Annotated in this window: 14 protein-coding genes and 1 tRNA gene; 10 read left to right on the forward strand and 5 right to left on the reverse strand. The window is 58.7% G+C overall.

Annotation, left to right across the window (positions count from 1 at the left end):
* The first annotated feature begins 16 nt into the window (after positions 1-16).
* Together G0A00_RS21915 and G0A00_RS21920 are read left to right on the forward strand one after the other, a co-directional pair.
* Positions 17-93, forward strand: a tRNA-Arg gene (locus G0A00_RS21915).
* A gap of 155 nt (positions 94-248) precedes the next feature.
* Complete coding sequence (locus G0A00_RS21920; RefSeq protein ID WP_235953267.1) at positions 249-1,808, forward strand: TniQ family protein; 1,560 nt, start codon at positions 249-251, stop codon at positions 1,806-1,808.
* A 208-nt stretch (positions 1,809-2,016) separates the two neighbouring features.
* Here the strand turns inward: G0A00_RS21920 and G0A00_RS21925 are convergent, their stop codons facing one another.
* Entirely contained in the window at positions 2,017-2,904 is an 888-nt protein-coding gene (locus G0A00_RS21925; RefSeq protein WP_164184413.1) for a LysR family transcriptional regulator, read from the reverse strand.
* Positions 2,905-2,995: 91 nt separating this feature from the next.
* Between G0A00_RS21925 and G0A00_RS21930 the strand changes: the two genes are divergently transcribed.
* Positions 2,996-4,090, forward strand: a complete 1,095-nt coding sequence (locus G0A00_RS21930; RefSeq protein ID WP_164184412.1) for an aldo/keto reductase — start codon at positions 2,996-2,998, stop codon at positions 4,088-4,090.
* 349 nt (positions 4,091-4,439) lie between these two features.
* Here G0A00_RS21930 and G0A00_RS21935 read toward each other — a convergent pair whose 3' ends face one another.
* Both G0A00_RS21935 and G0A00_RS21940 read right to left on the reverse strand, forming a co-directional pair.
* Entirely contained in the window at positions 4,440-4,790 is a 351-nt protein-coding gene (locus G0A00_RS21935) for an EthD domain-containing protein (protein ID WP_164184411.1), read from the reverse strand.
* Between the two features lie 12 nt (positions 4,791-4,802).
* Positions 4,803-5,624, reverse strand: a complete 822-nt coding sequence (locus tag G0A00_RS21940) for an antibiotic biosynthesis monooxygenase (protein ID WP_164184410.1) — start codon at positions 5,622-5,624, stop codon at positions 4,803-4,805.
* A 141-nt stretch (positions 5,625-5,765) separates the two neighbouring features.
* On the opposite strand from G0A00_RS21940, the gene G0A00_RS21945 reads away from it, so the two are divergent.
* Complete coding sequence (locus tag G0A00_RS21945) at positions 5,766-6,482, forward strand: IclR family transcriptional regulator (protein WP_164184409.1); 717 nt, start codon at positions 5,766-5,768, stop codon at positions 6,480-6,482.
* 266 nt (positions 6,483-6,748) lie between these two features.
* On the opposite strand, the gene G0A00_RS21950 is transcribed toward G0A00_RS21945, so the two are convergent.
* Positions 6,749-7,609: an exonuclease domain-containing protein gene (locus tag G0A00_RS21950; protein WP_164184408.1), complete on the reverse strand. Its 861-nt coding sequence runs from the start codon at positions 7,607-7,609 to the stop codon at positions 6,749-6,751.
* A 500-nt stretch (positions 7,610-8,109) separates the two neighbouring features.
* On the opposite strand from G0A00_RS21950, the gene G0A00_RS21955 reads away from it, so the two are divergent.
* The 3 genes from G0A00_RS21955 (at position 8,110) to G0A00_RS21965 (ending at position 11,689) form a co-directional block, all read left to right on the forward strand.
* Positions 8,110-8,736 (forward strand): hypothetical protein, encoded by a 627-nt coding sequence (locus G0A00_RS21955; RefSeq protein ID WP_164184407.1) that lies wholly within the window; start codon positions 8,110-8,112, stop codon positions 8,734-8,736.
* 475 nt (positions 8,737-9,211) lie between these two features.
* Positions 9,212-10,066: a phosphoribosyltransferase gene (locus G0A00_RS21960; RefSeq protein ID WP_164184406.1), complete on the forward strand. Its 855-nt coding sequence runs from the start codon at positions 9,212-9,214 to the stop codon at positions 10,064-10,066.
* A 576-nt stretch (positions 10,067-10,642) separates the two neighbouring features.
* A complete protein-coding gene (locus G0A00_RS21965) occupies positions 10,643-11,689 on the forward strand; it encodes a reverse transcriptase family protein (protein WP_164184405.1) in 1,047 nt (348 codons plus the stop codon).
* Positions 11,690-12,138: 449 nt separating this feature from the next.
* Here the strand turns inward: G0A00_RS21965 and G0A00_RS21970 are convergent, their stop codons facing one another.
* Positions 12,139-12,744, reverse strand: coding sequence for a DNA-binding transcriptional regulator (locus G0A00_RS21970; protein ID WP_164184404.1), 606 nt, complete (start codon positions 12,742-12,744; stop codon positions 12,139-12,141).
* A gap of 236 nt (positions 12,745-12,980) precedes the next feature.
* On the opposite strand from G0A00_RS21970, the gene G0A00_RS21975 reads away from it, so the two are divergent.
* The 3 genes from G0A00_RS21975 to G0A00_RS21985 all read left to right on the forward strand — a co-directional run.
* The gene (locus G0A00_RS21975; protein WP_164184403.1) at positions 12,981-13,223 is read left to right on the forward strand and encodes a helix-turn-helix domain-containing protein; all 243 of its coding nucleotides are present in this window, start codon (positions 12,981-12,983) and stop codon (positions 13,221-13,223) included.
* A gap of 200 nt (positions 13,224-13,423) precedes the next feature.
* The gene (locus tag G0A00_RS21980; protein ID WP_164184402.1) at positions 13,424-14,116 is read left to right on the forward strand and encodes a TnsA endonuclease N-terminal domain-containing protein; all 693 of its coding nucleotides are present in this window, start codon (positions 13,424-13,426) and stop codon (positions 14,114-14,116) included.
* The coding region (locus tag G0A00_RS21985) for a hypothetical protein (protein ID WP_164184401.1) at positions 14,116-14,473 on the forward strand (358 nt) is incomplete at its 3' end. The genes G0A00_RS21980 and G0A00_RS21985, both read left to right, overlap by 1 nt.

Consider the following 14,473-nt stretch of genomic DNA (forward strand, 5'->3'; position numbering starts at 1 on the left):
AAACCCCGCCGCAGACGGACCGATAGCTCAGCTGGATAGAGTACTTGACTACGAATCAAGGGGTCGGGGGTTCGAATCCTCCTCGGTCCGCCACTTCCCTCCTGTGGGGTGTCAGGCAAAACTGACTTTCATGTCAGATGCCTGACCCCGCAGGCGGAACTTCCAGAATGCGGAGTGGCGTTGCCCAGTTGAGCTCGCGATCGTAAGGTCAGGACATTCCTGCCTTTGTCTGATCCCGGAAGTCTCGTTTGGCCAAGAGCCTCCCTGCCATCCCCGGAAATACCTTTCCTCAGTTGCCGCTGACCGTGCCGCATGCCGCTTTCGAGCCGGCATCGTCTTTGCTGTCCCGACTCGCGGCGAGGGGCGGCGCAAGCTCCATGCAGCGATTTTGTGGCGACATTGCCTTTCCGATCGATCCCCTGTTCCGCGGGGAGAAGGTCGCGATCGAGCAATTGGCGCAGCTGGCGGGGTGCGATGCGGCTGCGTTGGAGTGGGTGTCAGTCCGCCACCTCGGAAAAGGGCATTTCCGACTGCGAGACGAATTTGCCTCCCTCCAGAGCTTTCAACGCTTGCGTGTCCGTGTCTGTCCCGAGTGTGTAAGGGCGGAGTCGCCGTCTGCAGCTGAATCGTGGCGTGTTCCGCGCCGCCTGCAGTGGAAATTCTCGTCGATCAAAAGCTGCCCCGAGCATGGCTGTATGCTCGTGACCCTCCCGCCAGAGAAGTTTAGCAAAGATGCCAGGGATTTTTCGGCGCAGCTTCGGAAGCACTACGGGTGGATCTTGGATCAGCCGATGATCCCCGCAGGCCACAGCCCTTTCGAGCAGTACCTCACCGACCGCATCCTGAAAGGGCGGGGCGATCGATGGATCGACCGTCTCGAGCTCAATGTGGTGTCCCGCGCGTGTGAGGTGCTGGGGCTGCGCATCGCCAAGGGGCCAGACGCTTCGCTGGCGGGGCACAGAGAGGCCGACTGGATGAATTTCGGCGCCATTGGCTACGACGTTCTGAAAGATGGCCGTGTGGCCCTCTCAGAGTGCCTCGCGGCGATGGCGCGTGAGGAGGGCGTGGATGGGCGTTTTTTCGGTCGGCTTTTCGGCCCCTGGACCTCATGGCTGAAAAGCCGGAGCCTCGGTGACGAATTCGAACCCCTGCGTGACGTCGTGCGGCGGCACGTCTTCGACCATTTCTCTGTCAGAAGGGGAGTGCTGGTGCTTGGGGTGCCGTCGGAGGGAAAGGCTGCGTTGAACGCGCAGAAGCCATTTCCGCTCAAGGGCTTCGCCAAGCGCAACGCAGAGGACTTGGTACGCCGCGGCCTCGCTCAGTGCCAGGCTGATGGCACCATTGTTCCGATGGGCTTCGTGACGCAGCGAATGCTTGCGGCGTACGAGCGCGAGAAGAAGTTCTTCCCAGCTCGTAAGGGCTCTGGTGCAAGCGTAGCTGGCGAGGCGCATGGTGCCGACGCTGAAGAAGCGGCGGGTGAGGCCCATCTCTCCATCAGCGCAGTCGCACAGGAGCTACGAGTCACCGCAAAGACGGTGGGATACCTGGTTGAAAACGGATTGCTGCACGGTGCTGATGCTTCAGAGCTCTACCGACGAGGGACGATCGTAGTTACCGCTGGTAGTCTGATGCAGTTCCAAGGAACCTTTATATCTTTGGGCGAGCTTGCCGACGTCGCTCAGCGCCCACAGGGCGCTTTGGCTATGAAGCTTAGAAATGCAGAAGTAGCGCTCTTGGCGATGCCACACGATTTGAGCAGAATTTACTGGCGCGAAGATGTGTGCGCCCACATGGCGACAGGGCAGTAAAACTCTGCCCTGACCGGACATTCGCTGGCCTGGTGCGCGCAGCGGCGCGGCTTCATCTAAGAGGCCGTTCGGGTCTCGGCGCAGCATTTCCAACGCTCCGAAGTCCGCAGTGCGGACCTTCACCCAGTCGATTGCGCGCCGTGATCCAGGCAGCAAGTCCTGCTTTAAGCGGACCTCCGATCGGCACAGCCCCGACAGGTCCGCCTCGCTACCCTTTCAGGAAATCAATCAGGGCGCGCAGTGCGGGCGGGCTTTGTCGGCGGCTGGGGTGGTAGAGATGAACGCCGTCAAAGGGCGGCGTCCAATCCTCCAGCACCGCTTCCAGACGGCCCGCGCTAAGGTCCGCGGCCACGTCTTCCTCCATGTGGAGACTGACGCAGCCACCTTGTCGAACGAGCGACAGCGCAAGATCCGAGGAATTGCAGATCAGCGGCCCCTCCACCCTTTGCCGCAGCTCGCGCCCGTCCTTCTCGAACTCCCAGGGCGCGATGCCCCCGCTGCTCAGCTTGTGGTAAGCAACGCAAGGATGCTCACTCAGGTCGCGTGGCTGCGCCGGGCGGCCATGGCGCGTCCAATAGTCTGGCGTTGCCACGACGAGATGCCGCAGCGGCGGGCCGACACGCACAGCGATCATGTCTTTTTCGACGTCCTCGCCAAACCGCAGCCCAGCGTCGAAGCCATCCGCGACGATGTCCTGCAGCTTGTCGTCCACGGTGACCTGCACGGTGATGCCAGGATGCGCCGTCAGAAACGCAGGCAATCGCCGCGCCAGAAAGGTCTGCGCGATCCAGTGAAAGGTGGTGATCCGGACGATCCCCTCGGGCTCGTCACGAAAGGCGGCAAGGTCCCCCAAGCCGGCGTCGATCTCTGCCAAGGCCGGGCCGAGGCGATCCAGAAGGGACGTTCCCGCCTCTGTAGGGGCGACGGAGCGTGTCGAGCGCGCCAGAAGACGGACTCCGAGGCGTTCTTCCAGACCCCGCATCGCATGGCTGAGGGCAGAGGGGGATACGCCCAGTTCCGCAGCCGCCGCGGTGAAGCTGCGCGTGCGGGCGACCGCGGCGAAGGCGGCCAGATCATTGAGCGGCATTCGCGCCATTGTTGAAATTTCCTCACAGGCTCATGGCACAGGTACCATCTAATCCGCGACGGTACAGCCTCTTACCTTTGCCGCGACAAAGGAGAACACCATGCACATGACCGATTACCGACCCTTCGGCCGCTCCGGCCTCATCGTCAGCCCTCTGGCGCTTGGCACCATGACCTTTGGCGCAGGTCGCTGGGGCACTGACGAGCCGACCGCCCGCGCGATCTTTGACACCTATGTCGAGGCAGGCGGCAACCTGATCGACACCGCCGATGTCTACAGCGGTGGAGAAAGCGAAAGGATGCTGGGCCGTTTCCTGAAGGACAGCGGCATGCGCGACCGGCTGGTGATCTCGACCAAGGCGGGCTTTTCGCGGTCCGAAGGCACGCCGATGCACGCGGGCAATGGCGCCTACAACATCCGCCTCGGCATCGAAGGGTCGCTGAAACGGCTGGGCGTGGACCGGATCGACCTCTTTTGGGTCCATGTCTGGGATCAGTTGACCCCGGCGGAGGAAGTGCTGCGCACTCTCGCCGATGCTGTCGCGCGGGGCGAGATCCTCTACTACGGCTTCTCGAACGCGCCTTCCTGGTATGTGGCCAAGATCGCCACGCTGGCCGCGGCACACGGCCTGCCCGGGCCCATCGGCCTGCAATACGCCTGGTCTCTGGTGGAGCGCGGGGTTGAGTTGGACCTGATGCCCATGGCCCGCGAATTCGGCCTTGGAATGATGCCGTGGAGCCCGCTGGGTGGCGGGCTGCTGACCGGGAAGTACGGCCGGGAAAAGCTCGCCGCCGCATCCGAAGGCGCCACGGTGCCCAATGCAGCCGACACTGCCGAGGATCAGCCGCGGGAACGTCTGAACGGGGCAAACCCATATGGCGGAATGCTGTTCACCGAGCGGAACTTTGACATCGTGGACGTCGTTCGCGACATCGCCGCCGAGCTCGAGGTGCCGATGGTGCAGGTTGCCCTGGCCTGGGTGCTGGGCCAACGCGGCGTGACCTCGCTTCTTCTGGGGGCGAGCCGACCGGAGCAACTGAAAGGCAACCTTACCGCTCTGTCGCTGGAGATGACGGAGGATCAGCGGGCGCGCCTCGACGCTGTGAGTGCGCTGCCGTCGCTCAATCCTTATTTCATCTTCAGTCTTCCCAGCGAACTTCTTCATGGCGGCATGCAGGTGGCCCGGCCTGCGTGAGCTAGGGCGGATGCACCGGGCCGAGGATAAAATCATTCTTGGCCTGGGCCGGGCTCAGTTCAGTCTCACCGCGCCGCAGCGGCCAAAGCCAGGTTTACATGCCGTAATACGGCGTTCCCGGCCCTGACCTGCCGTTCAGTCCCTTGCCGATCGCCGCGGTGCAGCTTCACCAGACCGGCCATTCGTCTATCGCGCAACATTATCGGAGAATGAAGGTCGGCACGGACACAAGGCTGACTTTCGCTCGACTGCTCAGATTACGCTGCCCCTGAGCAGACACGCGTGAGAAAGGCGGACGGAGCAGGCGCTTTTCCAAGCCCACTCCCCACGACGTGCCCGAATGCCCAGGCTATGCCTTCTCCTCGATGATCTCAGTTTGCTCCCCCACGAGGATGAGGGTGTTCTCATGGTCGAGGAATGTTTTCTCGTCGGGGAGAACCTTCTGCTCGTAGGTCTCTGACTCAAGCACGGTTTTCATCCCCTCGGGGCTGTCGAACCAGATCTCGGCGGTGCCATCGAAGTCCGCCTGTGGGACAGGAAATTCGCCTTCGGTCGGGTGTGTCTGAATATAGCGCAGCACATGAGTCTTTGCCTCCGGGATCGAGCGGAACAAGGGCCCGTGCGTCTCGCGATGGTGCCGCACGAAGGCCGCGTGGTCGATATCTGGATTGCGCTTCAGAAGCATTGTCATCTTGATCATGGTCTTGGTCCTTCAGGGGTGGGGGGTCCAGCGGGGTGCCGGGCTGTCCATGGGCAGGTCGATGCCGCCGGGATAGGTCAGCAGCTCAAACAGCGTTCCCCAGGGCGCGTGCCCGTAAATGCCTGCATTGCCGTCATTGTCTTCGTTGTTGGCAAGCGGATGCGGGCCCTTCAACAACGTACCGCCGGCGGCCGTGAAAGCGGCGCATGCCGCATCAATGTCGTCGACGTAGAGGCCGAGATGAGTGAGCCCGAGATCCTGAAGGCGCGCAGGATCGGACTGTGTCCCGTCCTCCATTCGGAAAAGCTCGAGGCACGGCCCGTTGCCAATCCGCACGAGGCGCATGTGTGTGATCCGTGTGCCTGGCGAAAGACCAAGTTCCGCCTCCGGCCCTTCGCCTTCCATGTCGGGCCCTTCCTTTGGCAACACGTCGTAAAGCGTAACCGCCCCGAATGCGTCGGACAGAAAACGGGTCGCGGCCTCAATGTCCGGCACCGTAAGGCCCGCATGGTCCACGGCCCGAATGCCCGGGGCCGAGACCTGTGCGCCGGCAAAGCAGGCAAGGTCGGTCACACTCGAAGCACCTCCTGTGGCAACCTCCTCGAGCGCTGCGTTGAACTCTTGGGTATGGGGTTGGGAAAGGTGCGCCTCGAAGGCCGCGTCGTCGCGGTATTCCTCGAGGATCACCACTGCACCGTTGCCTTCGCTGAAGGCCTCGAAGCGAATGTTGCCCGCTTCACGGCGCACCTCCTCGGCCAGTGTTTCCACCAGTGCTGCCAGCCTGTCGGTCTGGCCCACCTTGGGCGTTGCCCTTGCGATCATCGTGCGTGTCATGGTCATCTCCGCCTTGGGATGCTGCGCTGCGGCAGTCACTCGGCCAACACGTACCCGAGACCGTCCGTTCCCTTGAAATCTGGACTAAATGAATGTTTCGGCTAATTTTTTCTGAAACTTCAGCGATGTGGAAATTTCCCGATGATCCAGTCCGTCACCCGCGCCCTCGAGATGCTCGATACGATCGCCCATGCAGGCGGTGCTGCCTCTCTTGGAGAGATCGCCGAAGGGGCAGGCCTGAAAACGACGACCGCACACAATATCCTGAGAACCCTCCAAAATGCGGGCTACATCCGACGCCGCCCCGGCGACATGCGCTATCATCTCGGGGATCGCATCCTGAACCTTGCCCGGGTGGTAGGCGATGACGATGCCCTGCGCCGCCGGCTGCGCCCCGCTCTGGAGGAGATGGCTACCCGAACCAGTGAAACTGTATTCCTCGCCGTCCCTTCCGGTGACGAGGTATATTTTCTTGACGCGATCGAGAGCCCGCGCACGTTACGCGCCTCTAGCCAGTGCGGAGAGCGCCAGCCGATGGCAGGCTCGGCCATCGGTCTTCTCTTCCTGGCATTTCTTCCGGCCCTGCGCCGCCGGATGTTCGAGGTCCACGCGCCCCGCATCGGCTCGGGGATAGCGGCCGAGATTGACGCCATAGCAGCACGAGGCCACGCCCTTGACCGAGAGAACTGGTGCCCCGGCCTCAATTGCGTTGCCGTTCCTTGGCACGACGATGGCGAAGTCCGCGCGGGCTTCGGTCTCGCCGGACCGAGCAGCCGCCTGACTGCCACGCGGCTGGACGAGATGGCGCAGATCATGCGGGAGCTTGCCTCAGACGCGTCCGCTCCATATCGGGGCTGACACATGTCGCAAAGGGCTCGAAGCGGACTCCGTCCGCGGAGCGATGCGAACACCCGGCGAGCCGCGGCGGCCGTCGCTCCCGGCCCGAAGCCGACCTTGGCCAGGATCACCGTTGCCGCAGCGCAGCTTCCCCACGCCGGACCTTCGTGGCACTGAGCAGGAAGGTCCAGGATCCCTAGGTTGGCAGTGCGGACAAAGTGTGAGTTCGCTGCGGCTGCGCTAATGTCGCAAATGATTTACATGACCTATCACGTGGGTATGGCTGTTTAGGAAAGCGCGACCAACTCCTTGAAGTCGGTCTCGCGAATGATGCGCAGTTGTTGACCCGCTTCGACCAGTTCTTCCGCTTTCCGGTGCTTCGACGATTTGTCGTGACCCGCGAGCTTCGTCACATCCACATCCCCCACGACGAGCATGGTCGTTTTCTTGGTGACGCTGTTCGCCACATTGCAGCCTACGGAAGCCGCAAGATTTGCGGCCTCACGGCGGGGTATGTCCAGCGCGCCCGTGAATACGATCACCTCACTTGCAAGCGGGCCGTCCGGGTTCCCGTCGCGCGTGATCGCAGCGGCTCCGCTCGACGACGGGTCGATGGGCTGCAAGGCGCGTTTCTGGATCGCATCGAGATCGAGACCGCTTTCCTTCATCGCAGCGAGCATGACGTGCCCCGCGGCCTTTGCATCCTCAAGCGCGTTGTGATGCTCGAAGGTGTAACCGATCATTTTGCAGACGTTCGCGAGGCCGTAGCCCGATTTCGCGCATTCCGCCCATGTTCTCCGGGCGACGCGGGCCGAGTCGAGCCAGGTGCAGGCCGGGGTCGAAATTGCCCAGCGGCCTGCAGCTTGATGCATCGCAACACGGTCGAAATGTGTGTGGGTGACAACGACCTGCGAGCCAAGAAGCCGTTCGATGTCCACGGCGACTTCGTTGAACGTCGGCGCGCCTTGCACATCGCCTTCCGTGATGCCGTGGATCGACATGTTGACGGGATCGAAGAAGTCGTCCGGGTCTATAAGCGAGTACCATTCAGACGCAAGGGTACCGTTCTCGAAGGCGGCGACTCCGATTGAACAGATGGACGCCATGTCGGCGTTTGCGGTTTCAACGTCTATAGCAACGAATCTCATAGCGAAATTTATCCCTCATTGGTCTAGCTGGAAACGTAACGATGCATGTTTCGTCAGCCAACGCACTCCGTTGATCTGTCCAAGCATTTGCCTTCACCAAAGTCGCCCTCCATGCAGATCGCAACATCGGTCCCTTCGGGCTGGGAGCGTACATGCGGCGGTGCGCCGACCTGCTCGCCCAGGTTAGGCGGTCCGCCTGGCGCAAGCGGCCCGTTGCGGTCATTCGTCTAGCTGGCCGCGCTGCGTCGCAGCTTCGCCAACCCAGAAATCGGTGGGATCCTGCAGCAAGATTTGGCCCGCCAAGGTCGGAAGTGCGGACATTCTGGACATTCTTAGCGCAAACTCACATCCTAGATTGTGCGGAGCGTCTCGAGCCAAACCAGGGAGGGGCTGTACACCTGAGCTTTTGGTGCATACTTCCGATTAGGTGCGACTGGTCTAGGTTCAGGAGGTCAGCCCTGGAAGATGGTACCGCAGACCAGAATAGAGGTCTTCAGTTCTTGCTCGATTTGCTGCGGGACGATGACCCCCGCTGGCTGAGCACAAACGAATTCGACGATCTACTCGCCAACATACAGGCTCTGGAGGCACTGATTTGGGCGACGACCAAGAGCCCAATCCTGTGGAAATGGGTCATCATCGCAGCTCACACTACCCTTCAAAGTCTAGCGATCTGCAAACTCACGCGCACCGATGGGTTCGGCGCAAAGAGGGACGACATTGAAAAGAAGGTGGCTGCCTTCTACGCAGCGGGGAAGAATACCCTTCATGACAACGAGGAATTCTTGGCGCTGTCTGCAAAGGAGAACATGGCGAACTTCCCTAGCCTGATGCGCCGGCTGGGTTATGACCTACCAAAACCCGAAGATGCTCACTTGGAAAACAGTGACACAAACCTAGCGCTCTTCTTTCTTCACGACTTCCGATCAACCTATACGCACTACCCCCCAGTACAGTTGACTCTGAGGGCCTCACAGGTGCGCGCAATTGTGCGGATCGCGGTCGATGTCATTGACTTGGAAATTAGTAAAGGCGATTGGAGGCGCTTTCCTTTGATCACGGTCGATGAGGTGGCGCCATTGCTCGACAGCATTCGACGCAGGTTCGAGCAGATCGACAAAGGTTGAGTGAGCGTAGGCCGACAAATACTCGTTCCTGCAACCCACCATGGGCGTTGCACGAAATTGAAGAACCTGCGATCTCCTCGGATGCATTCTACACTTGGCCGCTCCGGGCTCCTTCCCGACCTTCGCTGCGCCGCCGGGCCAAGCGCCTGATCGCGCCGTTCGTGCGGCGTCGTTCCCGGCCCGAAACGGTCATTCATGACCCGCGCAGAGAATGACCGGTTTCAGCCCTAAGCGGACCTGTGCGCCTGGCGCAGCAAGGCCAGCAGGGTCGACACGAAGGGCGGAGAGCTGCCGTTCGCTGCACACAGCATGAATTACCGGGATGCGCGCGTTATCCGACATTCGAACCTGTCGCCGCCAACGCCGGCCTGTCCACTTAGACCCATCAGCGCATTCTCACAGTCCAAAGTGGCCCAAAGTGCTTGTGCTTGTGCAACTGTGCTCTTACTTTCCACAAGAAAAAGCCGGAGGCGATATGGTAGAACGTTCCAATGAAATCATGTCTATGCCGAATTTCGCTGAAATTCTTAGATTGGCTATGAAATCCCAGTGGCTGGAAAGCAAATCCAACGCTGTCAATGAGATTTTTAGTTTGTGTGTGACACCTGAGCAGAAAAGTTTGGTCACAAATTTAATCGAGCGTTTTCATTATGCAACGCCAAATGATCAGCTTCAATATCGCAGGTCTATCGCGTTTCACATTGTTAAGACGTTAAAGATATCTCCGGCGAACTCCATTATTATCGCGCTTAATGATAGGGAGCTTGCTGATAGCTCTTCTTCCTACGTGCAGCAAATGAAGGGTGTATTGGCTGAATACGATGGATGGACAAGTGGAAATTTTGTGGACAAATTAATTTCTGCCGTCAGCGCGGCCGAAGACGGGAAGTCCATCATTATTGTAGACGACTTTGCAGGAAGCGGCGACACTATTGCTAAGAAGTCCGCGTGGCTTCGACAAAAGTTGGAGGCCTGTGGTAAAGATTGTAATATATTTGTCGCCGTTGCGTCCGCTATGGAAAGCAGCAAGGACAAGGTCGTTCCGTTAGTTAAAGACTATTATGCCGTAAACTGGCTCAGGAAGGGGTTAACGGATTTCTACGATGGCGAAGACGCGGTGTCAATGTCGCTCGCGATGGAACAGCTTGAGGAAAAACTTAAAAAACGATCAAACGGAAAAAGTATAAATGACTACTCCTTTGGCTGGAAGCGTAGTGAGGCCACGTATTTTCTAGAGGGTGACAATCCTCCGAATAACAACTTTCCTATATTCTGGTGGCCGGAACTCAAAGGGGGCGCAAAAAGAAACCGCCTCACGCCGAGGATATGATGTACAATTCACAGCATAGGATTGTCCTGAGAGCCCTTTTTGCAGAGAGCGATTGGGTAGACTTGTACCGCCTCCACAAGGAGACCTTGGTGGCGCCAGGGCAAATAGCTGCATTGCTGTCATTCATGCTGGAACGAAAATACTGTCTGGTTGAAGGCTTGAGAGCTCGGATTACCTCAAGCGGAAGAGCTTGGATTTTGCAGAACAGGAAGCAAATATTTTGCAAAGTGCATGCAGAATGGAGGGAAGGCAGTAAGTCCGAAAGGCCTTCTGAGCTTCGGCCTAGCTCGCCCTACTTGCCAAATTTAGCATATCTAGACCGAGATTTTTTTACTAGAAAAGCTTGAGATCCGAGATGTTTTCTGCTTGGCTCACTTGGGAGGGCGGGCATGGATAGAACTTAGAGGCGCATTCGCCTCGGTTGTTCAGGCTGACTTTAAGGCAGCCTCCCTCAAGAGGGAGGCTGTTGTTCCTGCGGAACAACACGGTGCCCATGAAGGGCACCATGCAAATATCATATTTTTGATATGATATAAATTATTAGGTATCCCCCGCCCTTCATCTCGGAGTTTGAAGTTGAGTAAAAGCTCGGAAGAATGGCGACACTTCTTTGAGGAAAGTGGTGTTAAAGACAAAAAGGCTCTGCCTGGATATCTGCAGTATATCGAGGATATGGAGGCCAAAGGCTTGCCGCCAATCTTTGAGATGCAGCATCTCTCAGAACTCATTGGAGTGAATAAATCTTACATAGCAGCAGTAACGAAGGATAGTTCTGCATTTTATCGTGATTTCGAAGTCAAGAAGAGAAGCGGCGGCGTTCGAGTTATTTCCGCTCCACACCCGACCCTCCTTCTTTGCCAGAGATGGATCAACGGAGAAATTTTGCAACATGTTCCCGTCCATGACTCCGCCTTTGGCTTTGCTCAAGGGCGTTCAGTAGTCGACAACGCGAAGATGCACATCTCTGGCAATCACCTTTTGGGCATGGATGTCAAAGACTTCTTCCCGTCAATTCACATAGACGCTGTTCAGGATACCTTTCTGGGTCTTGGATATCCCCCTAATGTATCAGCGATAATGGCGCGCCTATGCTGCAAAGATGGCAGGCTACCCCAGGGTGCCCCAACGAGTCCGGCGATCAGCAATCTTGTATGCCGAAACATGGATAAAGAGATATCTGATTTAACCAAAGCCCGTTCCTTAACCTATACACGATATGCGGACGACATATCTGTCTCTGGAGAGGAATTAGGATCTGACGTGCTGGGTAAGATTGAGTTCATTCTCAAGAGCTTTGGGTTTTTGGTGAATGAGGGAAAAACTAGGATATCCAAGAACGGACAGAAGAAGATTGTCACAGGGATTTCCATAGGGACTGGCCACCCTAAGCTGCCAAGAAAAGAAGTCCGAAGCATCAAGGCTGATGCATACGCGCTGTTGAGTTATGGCCTTCTCCCTTATATTGAGAGAAGTGAGAAGCCAGACCCGCTGGTAGTGGAGCGCTTAATGGGAAGGGTTGCTTTTTGGCTCCAAGTAGAGCCAGAAAACCCAACGGCCGTAAAGCTAAAGAGCAATCTGCAAGCCCTTTCCGATCAAATGGATCGAGGCAGATTTAGGTTGTGATTTTGTGATCTGTGTCGGCTATCAGCGCACTGCAGGCTCTGGCAACTTGCGAGGCGACAGATGGGCTCGCCCTTTGGGTCAGCGCGCGGTTGCATGCGGCGCCTGGGGCGAATGTCAAAGAAGGGGCTAGAATCGGTCATGCCCCGTGCCAAGTTCGAATGTCCGCAGAGGGCCGGGCGCGCCTATGAAGTGAGGCGCGCCAGCTCGACCGGGCACGTCCGCTTCCTGCGCATTGCAGCCTTTCGTCCACGGCGCAGCGAATGACCGCTCCCCGCCCTATTGACCGTCAACGCGCCTTAGCAGGCTGCTGAAAAACTCCGGCAGCGAAAGAAGAGGTGCATAGCGACCCCACTCAGGCGCGATCTCGTGGAGCTGAACATCTTAGCCTCGGCTGCGGTTCGACGAGATCGGCGAAATCGGATGCCTCGACCAAGTTTATCAGCAGCCTGTTAGAGGGCCCTTCTCCCCCTATTGCCCGTTAGAATATGTCTGGCGGCCTTGAGTACGGGCAGCTCGGCAACGACTGAAAACAAGAAGAGCACGATCACACAGAAGGCGCCGATGAATGCCCAGTCCGTGCCGTTGACCCCGAAGCCAAAGGGGAGCCCCAGCCCCAGCGCGACATGCTTCGCGGCGAAGTACAGCGTTGCGCTGAGAAAGGCGTAGTCGCGGGCCTTCAGAAGATGCTGGCCAAGGGGAGAGTAGTTCCGCTCCCTGGATTCCAGACCCTCTCGCCTAAGCTTCACCCAGAAACTTTCCTCCACCGCAGTCTCCGCCGTTGCGCTTGGAGACAGCTCAGCGCCGTCCAGCCCAATCGCGGCGGCCAGTTGGTCGCTGGCAAGAGGGTCGATCTTGAATACCTGAATGATAGCCAGCCGCGCAGCCTGGGGCAGCTCGCGTTCCCCGCGCTCGTAGCGGCGTAGGGCGCGGTCCGAGAGCCCGATGGCCGCGGCGAACTGGGCCTGGCTCAGTCCGGTGGATGCACGAGCGGCCAGCAGGTTGGCCGCACCAACCCGCCGAGCAATCGATTCGTGATCTTCCTGTGGAGTAGCCAAATCCGGTGAATCCAGTGCCTGAGCTGTTCGTGCCTCTCAGGAACCTTAGCTCGGCCACGCTGGTCAGCGGTCAAGAAAACAACGCGGGCGGACCATTTGGTCCGTGCGGACCGAATGGTCCGGATGGTTTTTTGTTTTAAGACAGTGTCTTGCAAGATTGACTGGTTTAGATGGAGTTCCTTAACTGGATGGAGAGTCCTGCTTTTTTGCCCTCTCAGAACCAGGAGATCGCCCCGATGCGCACCCCGACAAAGGAAGATCTGGACGCTCACGAGCGTCTGAAGGCGGAACTTCGAATCCGCGGAACGTCACTGGCGCAGATCTCGCGAGAACTTGGCGTCAGTGACTCTGCGCTGACCTTGGTCGGCAAGCGTATGTGTCGGTCTAAGCGCATCGAAAAAGCCCTTGCTCGGGCCATGGGTATGCCGCCGGAGGAGTTATTTCCGGCGTGCGAAGAGGAGGGAGCAACCATGACCTAGAAAAGCAAAGGGCCCGAGGAGTTACCGCTCCTAAGGCCCTTCAGGTGTATCAAGTTGAACCCAGATACACCTCATTCATGACCCAACTTTAGGCCCCGGTCAAGCGCGCAGAGACTTCTGCGGGCCGGAGCTCAATTTCTCCATGAAAGAGGACCCCGTTGCACCGGCAGGTGTGCCTGCGGTGCCGGGAGCAACAGCCTATGTATGACGAAGATTTCGGGGGGCCTTACGTCCCGCCCGAGCGGACGCGTGCGACCCGGATGTTCCCCGCCCGATCGCGGGCGAGTGCACGAGGGTTTTTGGTCGCGAAACTACGTGCCCAGGCCGCCTGGCGGCAGCTGATCTTTGAGAGCCACCTTGAGCGAAAATGTCTCTTGGTGCTACTCTCCCAGCATGCGGTCGTCGACGTCTGGGATCAGCCGCCTCAGATCACCTATAGAAACCAAGATGGGAAGCTGAAGCCTCACACCTTCGATTTCCTGGCCACGTTGGACGACGGCAAAAGGATCGCGCTTGCCGTCAAGCCGGATGGGCTGGTCGAACGAAATGGTTTCGACCGTGAGTTCGTGCTGATCAGGGCTCAGACCGCGAAGCAATTCGCGGACGATGCGCTGCTCGTTACAGACAGTAGCTTCTCCGCAGCCGAAGTGCGCAATGCGGAGCTGCTGCACATGTTTCGGCAGGTCGAGGATGCTGAAGCAGACGCGGCGATTCAGCAGGTGCTCCGTGGCATGAACCGCGAAATGTCTCTGGGGCAGGTTGTTGCCGCGACCTGTCTGGAGGGGAGGGCATTCCGCGCAGGCTTCAAGGCGATCTTCAACGGGGCTGCCATGACGAACCTGTCCGTTCCTGTGACCGAGGCCAGCATGCTCTCGATGCCGGAGGTGCGCTGATGGCAGTCAGGCTACGGATCAGCAAATCAGATGCGCTGGTAGTGGGCGGCACCGTGCATGTGGTCTGCGGCGTCTTGGATAGCACGCTGGAACTGCGTCCATTGGACGGCAGTTCGGATTTGCTCTGCTTCAGCCATGCCGATGTCAAACGCATGATCGATGAGGGCAAGGCGTCCATTGAGTACGGCTATTTTTCCGGTGCGCAAGCCGCGCGCCGCGCCTTGGCGAGCAGCGCGCTCATCAGCCGGATGGACGCAGCCGAAAAAGCCGAGATCTTCCGCAAGCAGCTCTATGTCGATTGCTTTTGTGGCGCGACATCGCAGTTGAGTGCTGAGCGACATCGCAGGTGGATGACGG

Origin of the sequence: Salipiger sp. PrR002 (assembly GCF_010500775.1) — a bacterium.
In the GTDB taxonomy this organism is placed as follows: Bacteria; Pseudomonadota; Alphaproteobacteria; order Rhodobacterales; family Rhodobacteraceae; genus Salipiger.